This window comes from Fervidobacterium riparium, assembly GCF_025370035.1.
GTDB classification, from domain to species: domain Bacteria; phylum Thermotogota; class Thermotogae; order Thermotogales; family Fervidobacteriaceae; genus Fervidobacterium; species Fervidobacterium gondwanense.
Window position 1 is genome coordinate 80032 of the sequence record NZ_CP009277.1, and the last position, 11818, is coordinate 91849.

The following is an 11818-nucleotide window of genomic DNA, read 5'->3' on the forward strand; positions in this document are numbered from 1 at the left end:
CCGGCTGCTTTTCACAGCCGGATTCAAAAATCGCACAGTTTTATCAAATTTCAGAATTTCTTTATATCTTCTGGTGTTCTTGGAAGAATTTCGTACATGCCTTTGTATAAGTACATAACACCAGTTACCGAAACTTTATCGCCTACTTTTAGTGTGCTGACATTAAACGGTACTTCTTTTCTTATATAAATCAAAATTTCAAACTTATCAGTCTTTACAGTAAACTGATATTTTTCAACCGATTTCACAGTACCTACAACGTTTACAAGATTTGAAAGATATTTCTTAAAATCTCCGTCTTTAAGTTCAACCGCTGTCGGTGTTGCTGTCCCAATTATTTCGACTTTGTCAGGTATGATCTCTAGAATATCATAGTAAATCTTTGTTTTGCCGACAACTTTAATCACTTGTCCAACTTTTAAATCAGCTGGTAAGCGGTTCCCGTAGAGCATGATACCTGCAGTTTCATCTTGTATGTAAGTTGTCAACGTTCCGAGAACACCAACAGGTGCGAGCACAATACCTGTTGCCTCTACCGTTTCCCCTTCTTTAACCTTGTAGATATCCGCAATCTTCGCTGCAAAGAATGCAACACTGAGTAGAAGCAGAAGTGCGACTACGAACTTTCTCATAAACCTTCACCCTCCCTGTAAAATATGACGAACTGATTAATTGACTATCTTAATTTCGAATGGTGCGCGGAGCATGATCATGTATTTACTTGTACTCGTATCTGTCCACAGTTCTCCATAAAAGCGCACCTTTCTACCCTTTAAACCGTACAGGTTGTAACTCTCAAAAAGGTGCTTGTATTCTTCGTATCTGATTTTGACAAGTGCAAAATCGGATTCTATGTAGTAAGTGTAATTAGAGTATCTCACGTTAGAAACATCCATCTCAAGCCATATAATCTTTCCCACATACGAATTCGTAATATTTGCTCTTGTTACAACCGGTGCGGTGTCGTATTTTGAGAATATACCTTTTCTATTCTCGTACGCTCTTTTGTACGCATCGACTATCTGTTTTGTATAATTAGGTACAGATGTGTCGTCATACATTAACGGCCTTGCATATCCTATTTCAGTGACGGATGCTTCGTACAGATACTTCTTATCTCCATCGACGGCAAAAAGATAAACTAACTTTCTCCCATAACTATCTGTACCTTTTTGCTCATAAGTAAGTTCAAAATTGTTGGCAAACCAGATTAGGTAGTTCTTTGCATCAGTACCGTACTCTCCGACTGGTTTATCACCAGAGTGAATCTCCGGTGTATCAATACCTATTAGTCTGTACGACTGGCCATAGACTTTGACTGTGTCACCATCCACAACTTCGACATTCTTTAATATCTCTTGCTGCGGTGCGCAGGAAGAGAGGTAAAGTACTAATACAATGATTATGAATATTGGAAAGCTGCTGAGAATTCTTTTCACTTTGGAATCTCCTTTCATCGAATCAGTTAATCGAACAAAATGTAATACAGATTACATCGTTTCAATGTCAACTTGTGAAATTGGTTGTATCTCGTATTCTCCCTTGAAGAGTGTGAGTATACCTGTTACTTTAACCTTCTTACCCTCGGCTATACCTGTTAAGCTAATCCCTGTAGCTGACTTGATGTAGATTTTCACTTTCAAATTACCGGTATTAACTATGAAATTGTCCTTTGCTACATTCTCAACAGTTCCAACAACATACACCATGTTTGACATGTAAGCATCAGAAAGCTCTTTCAGTTCCACAGGCTGAACCTTAGCACTTCCAACAACCGTTACACTGTCCACGACTATTTCAAGTATGCCATTGTAGACTTTTGTTGAACCGCTGACGCTCACGACATCTCCAACCTTGAGTGTTGCAGGAATAGATCTTCCATACAACATTATAGCCCCTGTCTTGTCTTGAATGTACGTGGTTGAACCGCTCAAAAGTCCAACAGGAGCAAGGACTGTACCTGTAACGGTAACTTTTGAACCTTCAGGCATTTTGTATAGCTCTGCAATCGAAATTGTTTGTTCTTTTCCACCAGGCACAGAGGCGGTTTTTGGCATGAACTGCATTACAGCAGCCTGTACACCAGCAAGGAAATCTATGCTCGCTTGGTAGTTGTATGTTACTCTCAAGAGTACCGACTGGGTTCCGGTCATAGATGATGAAACGTACAAGTCACCATTAGCAAGGGATAAAGAAAAGTCCCCGGACGTTATCTTAACACCGTAGAGTGGCAACCAACCGCTTTCTGCCCATATGCTGTTGTATTTTGCAAACAACCCAACGTAGAAATTAGACAGGTTGTAGCCTATCTCGCCCATAACGTTCCAAGTGTTTGGCTGGTTCGGATTTGAAGGTTCTCCTGTTGCAAAGCTCACATCGTACTTATTGCCACCTATCCAAGCGAATTGACCTGCTGCAAATACAGGACCAGAACTAAGAGTTGCACCTATCAGGAAACTTGGCTCGTTGATAGTATTTGTCGCTGCACCGATGCCAGCCCAGTATTTCAAAGTTCCAAATGGTAAATTCTGCGTGTTTTGATAGTTCAATGAAAGTTGGTAGTACCTTGTTTCGTAATATGCCCCAAACTGTCCGAAATCGGTTCTGAGAGAACCGTACAGTGCGTAATTATTGAGCTCTAAACTGTACGCACCACCAAGTTCGTATGAATAATTTCCGAGCTTACCGGAGATGTATCCAACAATACCTCCAGGACCGATTTCTGTTGCTGAAGTTCTGTACGTATCGTACTTCAACCCACCAATCTGAACTCCCTCGTAATTGTTTGTAAGGCTACGTGATAACCTCATTCGCCCAATCGCTAAATACAATGTGTTTACGTAGTTATTATCCATTTTGAATCTTGAATCGACAAAGTAATATCTCGGAACTATGAAATTCATACCAAAAAGATTAGATGTCGTATGTGAATATGTGAGGTAATCGGTTAACTTTAACGCGAAAGAATCAAATGGACTTGGTAAAGTAAACGTCCAGTATCCTATAGGAAAATTGTCTATAGCTCCGGAATTAAGGTCGTACGTTAAATACCCCCTGAGCTGGAAATCGAGTTTGAAAGCCATAGATAGAACAGTTAAAATGACAAGCAAAGTAGCAAGGTATTTCCTCACAACAATCCCTCCCGAGATTCAATAAGATTTGATTATCCGTTATTTGTCTAAATAACCCGGGACAAACCGCCCGGGTTATTTCTATCCGCAAACATTAAATCATGTTTCACTTACGAAAAATTATCAAAATTCCCACTTTAGTCTTGGATAGTCATTGCCTTCGTCGATTTTCCAAATATTCGTGAAGTCCCAATCCACAAACGTTGTTTGCTGTTTCATCTCAGCCGTTGTCTTTCCGGTTTGGAGAGAGCTACTTGCTGAGCCAGTTGTTGTTCCAGAAACCGTTGTATCAAAGTAGTTTTTGCCACTGTCAGCCGTAACTGATACACTTGCACCACCTATAAACCCTCTCCAGTTTGTACTTGAACCATTTGGTGCAACCGCTGCGTAGGAACTCACAATTTTAATCTGACCATTGTTAGAAACAGAAGCTAACCCAATCAGACCACCGATGTTGGATGCACCATTTACAAATGTAAGAGTACCAGTAGCATAGCAGTTTTCAATTATACCGACAACATTAGTTCCCGTGCTGAAAAATCTTCCAACCAAAACACCAGTACGGCTATTTGAAAAGTTCGAAGTAACGGTAACATTGCTCGCAAAGGATTCTCTCAAAATCATCGGCTGTGTTGTTGAATCTGTAGTCACATCACCAATCAGCCCACCAGCATATGGGTAGCTGGTACCTGTTGAATATGTTGAAGTTATGCTTGAGTTTCTTACACCGACTCTTATAACGCTCGAATTTTTCGCTGCCCCAGCAAGAGCACCCACATATTGCTTTGCGGTTATATTAAAGTTTTCCAATATCAAATTCTTAACTGTTGAGCTTAAGAGATATCCGAACAATCCTGCGTTTGACCTATTGCTGTCATTATAGGCGAGGTTCTTAATCTTCTTGTTATTACCATCAAACACACCTTTGAATGCTGTATTATCCAAGTCGGTGCTGCTGAAAGTCCCAATCGGTGTCCAAGCAACTCCATTAAGATCTAAGTCTTCTAAGAGCTTAAAATAATAGCTCTTTGCTCTGTAGTTATCATCGCCCAAAAGTTTCAGCTGATTCACGGTGCCTATCAAGTATGGATCGCTTTCCGTACCATTTCCGCCTGCAAATGTGTAACCAATCTCAGCTTTTTCAACTTCCTCCTTTGGACCCTCTTCTCCGTCGACCACAGGTGCAACAGCAATAGCTTTGACGTTGTCATATTCAGATGTAGTTAAACCAAATGAGTAACTTTTATCAGACGTCGTTCCTACCAATTCATAAGCTCCGGAAACTTTCTTGTAAATCTTGAACTCCGTAGCAGAACCATGCGACCAGCTGAGGTACATTTTTCCATTGTAATCATCGTATTTTGCATTCAAATCTGTTACTGGGTCTACTGATACGATTTGAATTTCACTAATCGTCAAAACTTTACTCTTTGAAACTCCCTTAACAACCTGAATTCCTACCGATGTTGGGGTTGCTTCAACAGGCAACACAACATTTGTGAGTGTCGTCGTGGTTGCAAGAACCGTTCTAGTAGCTCCTTCGAGTGTTAAGTACACGTTGAATGATGCACCATTAACTTCAGAACTCCAACCGAGCGTTACGGTCTTTGAGTTCGGATTGTACTTAGCGCTAACACCTGTAACCTGAGGCAATTCCATTTCAACTTTGTCAGGGAATACGACAAACTCCCAAACATCGTTGTAGTATTTTGTATAACCCACGAGCGTTGCTGGAGTAGTCGTTGTCGGCTTATATATTGCATCTATATCAGCACTTTTGAAAACACTTATTGTAGCATATTCTCCATCATTTACCGGATATTTAAATTCGTAAGTGTTTGTCAATTGTCCGTTATTTCCTGTGAACTCGCCGTAGACATATGCATACCTTATGTCCCAGAGAGCTCTTGTTTCTTTTTCATTATCTAGGCTCTTATCAAGAAGTACCGGTTCGATGATGGTATCATCATTACTAAGTTCTTTTGTTCCGCTGGTAAGGTCTATTTCCAAAAACTTTGAATATGTCTTGCCTATAGTATTTCTTACGGTAAGTTTTTTTCCAAGGTCTGTCTCAGAGAGATTTGCCTTGTAAACATAGATAGCAGTAGTTGCATCAGATATTATCGCATTAGTACCTGAGACGTAAATAACTTTTCCGGAAATTTCCGGAATCGTTATTCCGGTGTCTGGATTTACTGAGTTCAATATATCGAGTTTCCATCCGTATATGTCCTTTTTTACCGTTCCGCCACCGCCGTTGCCTCCACCACCTTGGTTCTGAGGAACACATGAGAAAACCAATAGGAGAGTTGTCAAAACCGCAAGAAAAATGAAAAACTTGCTTCTACTCATGAATATACACCCCCTGTAAGTAATGTGGATAACTGATTAACTAACTATTGTTTTAGCTGATTATTATATCACAAAACGTATCTTACTTGTACCTTCTAAGTAATAAATATGAACATTTACATTAAAATTATCGCCAACTACATTTTAAAATCTCTTCTTATCTTTGATTTTCTTTGCAATTTAATACTAAACCTCTTCTATTTTATTATAGCATTAACTTTCAGAAATTAATGTAGTTCAGCTAAGTTCCATTAATTGGCATCTTAATAAAGAACAAAAAGCTCTGGCTGACTTTACGTCAGCCAGAACATTTTTGAGATTCTCAAAATTATATCGTTTAGAACGTTTAAATCGCTAAATCCTCTCGCTTATCGCCTTCGCTTGTAAGAACAATCCAAGGTAGTCCCTTCCGCCCGCTTTACTGTCTGTTCCTGACATGTTGAATCCACCAAATGGGTGCACGCCGACGAGTGCTCCGGTCGATTTTCTGTTGAAGTAAAGGTTACCTACGTGGAATTCTTCTTTTGCTCGTTCTATCCTACTTCTATCCCTTGAATAAAGTGAACCAGTCAAACCGTATTCTGTTGCGTTCGCTATTCTTAGTGCGTCGTCAAAATCTTCGGCTTCGATAATCGCAAGCACTGGTCCGAAGATTTCCTCCTGAGCTATGCGTGCGTCCCACGCTACGTCTTTGAATATAGTCGGCTCAATGAAGTATCCGCCGAGGTCTTCACGTGCGTTTCCACCAAATATCAGCTGTCCTTCTTTCTTGCCTATCTCTATATATGCCATTATCTTTTCCATCGAGCTCTTGTTGACAACTGGACCGAGCCAGTTTTCCTTGTACCTCACATCACCTATCGTTATCTTCTTTGCCCTTTCGATTACTTTTTCAACAAGTGTATCGTAAACATCTTTTACTATCACAGCACGGCTACCTGCACTGCATTTTTGACCTTGGAAACCGAATGCGCTGACGATGATGCCTTCCGCCGCCGCATCAAGGTCCGCTGTCTCGTCAACAACTACAGCATCTTTTCCGCCCATTTCAAGTACCGTTCTCTTAATCCATATCTGTCCCGGCTGAGGTTTTGCAGCGAGTTCGTGGATGCGCAATCCAACATCTTTTGAACCCGTGAAGCTTATGAACCTCGTCTTTGGGTGCTTGACTAAGAATTCTCCCGCAAGAGCTCCGCTTCCTGTCAAAAAGTTGACAACTCCATCGGGCAAGCCCACTTCTTGCAATACTTCGAAGAATTTCGCAGCTATTATAGGGCTGTCGCTTGCCGGTTTTAAAACTACTGTGTTACCCGTTACAATCGCAGCACTCGTCATTCCAACGAGTATCGCAAGTGGGAAGTTCCATGGTGGAATGACTATGCCAACGCCGAGTGGTATATACCTGAGTTCGTTGTATTCGCCTGGAATCCTGACAACCGGCTGTTCTGAAGCGTACCTTAGCATTTCCCTTGCGTAGAATTCCAAGAAATCTATCGCTTCAGATGTGTCAGCGTCTGCTTCACCCCAGTTCTTGCCAACTTCGTAGACCATAACTGCGTCGAATTCGAATTTTCTCTCTCTGATTCTTTTCGCCGCTTTGAGCAGGTACTCTGCTCGTACGTGTGCTGGTGTTCTGCTCCATGTCTTGAACGCTTCCCATGCAGCTTCGAGCGCTTTTTCTGCAAGCTCTTCGTTTGCGCTGTTCGCAATTCCGACGATTTCTTCCGGCTTGCTCGGGTTAATTGATTTGATCTTTTTTTCCGTCTTGTACGCTTTTCCTCCGATGACGATGTCGTACTCTTTTCCGAACTCCCTGTAGACTTTTTCGAGAGCTTCTTTCATCTTCGCTTCGTTTTCTGGTTTTGAAAAGTCAGTCACAGGTTCGTTTTTGAATGGTGGTATGATCGTCCAATCCGTAGCCTCGTACATCCCTGTCCCCCCTTGAATTTTTGTAAGTACCTCAAGAATGTTTTAATTTAAGTAGCACATTAATTTCCTTCTTTCTCTTTCAATCTTTTGACCATGAATGATGCAACGTGTATACCTTTTGTGCCCCTTCCGAATCCTGCATCTACGCCGTTCTCTATCGCTAAGTCGTTGTTTATCTGCGTTCCACCGACGATGATGAGCACTTTGTCCCTAATACCTTTTTCTATCGCAAGTTCGTTCAACCTGCGCATGTTTCGAATGTGGACGTCGTTATGAGTGATTATCATAGATGCGAGTATCGCATCAGCGCCAGTCTCAATTGCCGCGTCTATAAGTTTTTCAGGTGGTACGCTCGTGCCAAGGTATGTGTATTTAATACCGTATTTTTCTATACCACCGTGTTTTATGTCGAGGACTTCTCTCAATCCAACCGAGTGTTCGTCTTCTCCAACTGTTGCAGCAACTACCTTGATTGGCCTTTTTTCAACGTAGCTGAAGAGCTCTTCTTCTGGAAGTGTTTCTGGTTTCTTCGGAAGCTCAAGCTCGTCTACCTTAATTTCGAATGGAACCTTTGCTTTGAGTTCGATGTACGTTCCTTCAACTGGGTGGAGAACGGTCTTCGCAATTATCGTTGGCTCTTCAAGCCCAAGTTTTTCACACACGGCTAACGCAGCGGCTTCTGCGTATTCTTCTGGCAGTGAGAATGTCATGTCAAGCTGTATCCAGCCGTCTGCAAACCATTCAACCTCTGGCTTGATTACGTTCCTTGACCTCATGTCTTTTATCTTTTGTAGCCTGAGGTTGACGTTATCAGTCTCGTCGAGCTCATCTATGAATTGTATCTTCTCCGGTTTGTGGAACGTACAGCCTCCTATCAAGTCACAAGGCTTTTCGATACCTTCCGGCAAATTGTTGTAGCCGAAGTGTTCACATACCGGTGCCATGTAGTCGTGGTCTCTCGGAACGACCGTACCTGCCGCAAGTTCTCCGTCTTTCTTTCGAGCGATTCCATCGCCGAATCTTTCGGGATAGTATCCGTTGTCAACGAACATACCAGCTTCAAGTGCCTCGAAGTACCCACCCATTTCGATTATCTCTTCAAGCATCAGGATAGCTCTCATCTTCAATTCTCTGACCTTTTCTCTAATCGCTTCTTGGTCTATCTTGACGTATTTCTTTATCCCGTCGAGTGCAAGGAGTGTGTGCTTTGCAGTTTCAACACCTCTTATTGAGTTTATGTGCCATGGAACGTTTCTTCCTTCGTCGGGGGTTATAGTTGACTGCAAGTCCGCACTTGTAAGTCTCGAAAGCATTGCATTTATAACGTGCGCCCTTGTTGCGTCGAACAAGTCTGATTCGATGTATCTTGTGTTCATCTGTGCCCTAAACCTGTATCCTTGGAAGAGTTCTCTTAGTGCAACGGCGTATGGAAGGTCTATCCTCATTTCCGGAAGTGGTGCAATCACTGGTGGAACGGTTGACAGAGCTATGTTTTCCTTCGGCATTCCTACTTTTACAGAATACATACAGTTTATACCGTGCTGTACGAGTAGTTCGGGCATGACTGTCCATGCAAGTTTTGCGGAGGCGTTTGCGTTGTGCGCTCCGTCTATCTGCAACATATTCGCCCAAGCCATTATTTTCTTTGCAACCGCTGCATCAACAAATGACCTTACTGGGTTGACGCCCCTGTAAAGAACGTTGTACTGCGGGTCTTGGTGAGCTCCGTTCACACCTTCTTCGGCAAATAGGACAGCTATCTCTGGACCGGCAACACCGGAAACATAACTGTGGAAGTTGATAGGTCTTCCAACTTCGTCTTCTATTAAATCGAGCGCCTTTCTTGTTGCACGCACTTGCTTTCTTGTTATCGGTATACCGCCGACACCTTCTGGCGTTCCTTCAATAAGCCCGTCGAAGTGCGATTGTCCGAGCGTTCTGATAACCATTATATGATCCGCACCGTGCCATGCAGCCATGCGCATGCGCCTTATGTCGTCTTCGAATCTACCAGAGGCTATTTCACTTGTGATAACGACATCCGGCTGCGGGTCGATGTTGTTGAAGTAGTGTGCTGCTGGTAATGGAATACTCTTTTTCAGTGGTTCGCTTACCTGATAGTATTCATATCTGTCTATTTTTGTACCCTCTGGCAATTTCTTTCTCCAAGTCCAGCCTCTTCTTCTTGGGCGGTATTTATCCAAATCCTTCAATATTTCTTCAACATCGATTGGTTTCATGGGCTCGAGTTTATCCATTGTGCTTCACCCCTTTGAAGATCCTGTCTACTTCGTCCCAGTACTGCCCGTTTATCATTCTTCTTCCTGCCTCTATGTAGTCAATATTGTGCTCTTTTGCAATGCGCCAGACAATGTGACCTGCTCCTTTTCCAAGCAAGCCTCTTTCGAAAATCATATCCACAAGTTTTTTAGCTTCAAGACTGTTGAATCCCATCCTAAGCAGGACAGAGCGCTCAATTGAAGGACTCGTGTGCGTCCTTGCAAGCTCTACAAGTGGATCTACAACTTTCTCGACAAGTTGCCAAAAGTAAGCGTTGAGCTCTTCGTCAGTCATATTCTGAAGGTGCTTTGACCTTTCCTGGAAGTCATCTGGTCTTGGTCTCATCTTATTCCCTCCCCAACCTCTTCTATCCATTTAAGAATTTCTTCTCTACTTGCTCTCAAATCTTCTTCAAGGAATTTCAATTCTGTTTCGTTGAATTCTTTTCTGTTTTCGCGTTTGATCAGCTCTTTAAGATAGCTCTTTTTCATCTCTTCAACAGGATATTCGATTACACCTATCTGTGCGGGGTGTTCTGGTATTGCGATAACTTTTCCAGGCTTATCTTCTTTTATTGGATCGCCTCGTTTAACAATCATCCCCATCTTTTTTGCAAATGTGAGCTGTGCGGAAGGTAATTTTCCAGCGCCCGTGTATTCGGTTTCGTTTACAACGATAGTCTTGTCTTCGTCCATCTCAAGTGCGAGTGCTATCGCAGCCGTCAAAGATGTATTACCTGCAGGTCCTCTCTGCAAGCCTTCCAAGTGTGCAAGCATCTCTGTTACGTAGAAGACTTCTCCTTGAGTTACAAGGACGTATCTGTCCATATACCTGAGAGGTCTTGCCGCGTTCTTTGGCACGTCTGATCTATCAGGAAATACGGCGAATGGGATTCCGAAGCCCGTATGGCCTGTTGTGAAGTACTTTTTATTGAAATCGTTGTCGCTCGCCATGTGAAGACCTCTTAAGTCCACGCTTGCGCCTATTATCTTTGTTTCAGTTGCACCTGCTTTTTTCAAACCGCGTGCGGTTCCTGTGATAAGTCCACCACCTGCGTGTGTAACAACAACCGCATCAGGATACTTGCCCGTCAATTCTTTCATCTGCTGAGCGATTTCGTATCCGAGCGTCTCTATCCCTGCTATGGCGTACGGTGAGTAAAGCGAAGCGTTGAAATATCCTGTTTCTTCAAGCAATCTCAGAGTGTAATAGAAAAGCTCTGGTCCGACGGTAAGTTGGACAACCTCCGCGCCATATGCTTCACAAGCTCTGCCTTTTTCGAGGATCTCGGGCTGTCCTCTCCACTGGCTGTCGTAGCATTCCTGAACGATGATACATTTTAAACCTCTTTTTGCAGCTTGAGATGCAACCGCTGCACCATAGTTACCACTCGTTGCTGCAATGACACCTTTGTAACCGAGTTTTTGAGCATGATAAACACTGACAGCTGCTCTTCTGTCTTTAAAACTCCCTGACGGGTTTGTCGCTTCGTCTTTTAAAAATATCCTCGCGCCTTTGCCTTTTGGAGCTATCTTCTTAATCAATCTATTTATATTCTTCAATTCGACAAGCGGCGTGTTACCCACACAAGTTTCAGCCTGTATTTCCCGGACTTCTTCTATCGAATATCCGACTTCTTTCATCATTTTTTCATAATCGAACGCTATTCCGTTGATGATGAATTTTTCGTAATCTATCCCGACAGCTTTCTTCATTATCTCGGCGCGTCTTGCCATAACTGCGCTATAGGATATGTCGAGGTTATTTGCCATTTTTCTCACCACCTGAATGCTCATCACTTTCTAAGAATTCTCGTAATTCCATGCCTATGGTGATGAGCTCCGGCACTGGCTCGCCAAAGTCATGCTCATACTTTGGATTGACAGCAACCAATGTACCGGAAACAATCCTACCCGTTGGTGTTTTTATGTTCACGGTATTTCCAATTTCGGCTTTTTCATCTATCAGAAAACCTTTGACACGCATTTCAAGAGGGACTTTCTTCGTATCGTCAGGTACTTGCGGCGCTCGTTCAGTTGGTTGCAAAATCCTCACTTGAACTTGCACCCAATCGCCCTTTTTAGCAACATTTGGGAGCATTCGCTCACCTCCAGAATTTAGAAGTC

The 11818-nt window shown here is 42.6% G+C and carries 9 protein-coding genes; all 9 read right to left on the reverse strand.

Annotation, left to right across the window (positions count from 1 at the left end):
* Window positions 1-50: 50 nt before the first annotated feature.
* The 9 genes from IB67_RS00385 to ortA all read right to left on the reverse strand — a co-directional run bounded on the left by IB67_RS00385 (window position 51) and on the right by ortA (window position 11792).
* On the reverse strand, window positions 51-632 hold the full coding sequence (locus IB67_RS00385; protein WP_072757573.1) for a single stranded DNA-binding domain-containing protein: 582 nt from the start codon (window positions 630-632) through the stop codon (window positions 51-53).
* Between the two features lie 36 nt (window positions 633-668).
* Window positions 669-1439: a thermonuclease family protein gene (locus IB67_RS00390; protein WP_178137734.1), complete on the reverse strand. Its 771-nt coding sequence runs from the start codon at window positions 1437-1439 to the stop codon at window positions 669-671.
* Window positions 1440-1490: 51 nt separating this feature from the next.
* Window positions 1491-3131: a hypothetical protein gene (locus tag IB67_RS00395; RefSeq protein WP_072757577.1), complete on the reverse strand. Its 1641-nt coding sequence runs from the start codon at window positions 3129-3131 to the stop codon at window positions 1491-1493.
* Between the two features lie 123 nt (window positions 3132-3254).
* Entirely contained in the window at window positions 3255-5483 is a 2229-nt protein-coding gene (locus IB67_RS00400; RefSeq protein WP_424695157.1) for a M26 family metallopeptidase, read from the reverse strand.
* A gap of 354 nt (window positions 5484-5837) precedes the next feature.
* Window positions 5838-7412 (reverse strand): L-glutamate gamma-semialdehyde dehydrogenase, encoded by a 1575-nt coding sequence (gene pruA / locus IB67_RS00405; RefSeq protein WP_424696786.1) that lies wholly within the window; start codon window positions 7410-7412, stop codon window positions 5838-5840.
* 59 nt (window positions 7413-7471) lie between these two features.
* On the reverse strand, window positions 7472-9670 hold the full coding sequence (gene oraE, locus IB67_RS00410; RefSeq protein ID WP_498875321.1) for a D-ornithine 4,5-aminomutase subunit OraE: 2199 nt from the start codon (window positions 9668-9670) through the stop codon (window positions 7472-7474).
* On the reverse strand, window positions 9663-10037 hold the full coding sequence (locus IB67_RS00415; protein WP_072757584.1) for an ornithine aminomutase subunit alpha: 375 nt from the start codon (window positions 10035-10037) through the stop codon (window positions 9663-9665). The genes oraE and IB67_RS00415 overlap by 8 nt, the downstream gene beginning before the upstream one ends.
* Window positions 10034-11464: a 2-amino-4-oxopentanoate thiolase subunit OrtB gene (gene ortB, locus IB67_RS00420; RefSeq protein ID WP_072757586.1), complete on the reverse strand. Its 1431-nt coding sequence runs from the start codon at window positions 11462-11464 to the stop codon at window positions 10034-10036. The genes IB67_RS00415 and ortB overlap by 4 nt, the downstream gene beginning before the upstream one ends.
* A complete protein-coding gene (gene ortA / locus IB67_RS00425; RefSeq protein WP_072757588.1) occupies window positions 11454-11792 on the reverse strand; it encodes a 2-amino-4-oxopentanoate thiolase subunit OrtA in 339 nt (112 codons plus the stop codon). Before ortA ends, ortB begins: the two co-directional genes overlap by 11 nt.
* Between the last annotated feature and the right edge of the window lie 26 nt (window positions 11793-11818).

Bases quoted from the DNA above. Each gene is read 5' to 3' on its own strand.
- IB67_RS00385 (WP_072757573.1), bottom strand. From the start codon at position 632: ATGAGAAAGTTCGTAGTCGCACTTCTGCTTCTACTCAGTGTTGCATTC.
- IB67_RS00400 (WP_424695157.1), bottom strand. From the start codon at position 5,483: ATGAGTAGAAGCAAGTTTTTCATTTTTCTTGCGGTTTTGACAACTCTC.
- pruA (WP_424696786.1), bottom strand. From the start codon at position 7,412: ATGTACGAGGCTACGGATTGGACGATCATACCACCATTCAAAAACGAA.
- oraE (WP_498875321.1), bottom strand. From the start codon at position 9,670: ATGGATAAACTCGAGCCCATGAAACCAATCGATGTTGAAGAAATATTG.
- IB67_RS00415 (WP_072757584.1), bottom strand. From the start codon at position 10,037: ATGAGACCAAGACCAGATGACTTCCAGGAAAGGTCAAAGCACCTTCAG.
- ortB (WP_072757586.1), bottom strand. From the start codon at position 11,464: ATGGCAAATAACCTCGACATATCCTATAGCGCAGTTATGGCAAGACGC.
- ortA (WP_072757588.1), bottom strand. From the start codon at position 11,792: ATGCTCCCAAATGTTGCTAAAAAGGGCGATTGGGTGCAAGTTCAAGTG.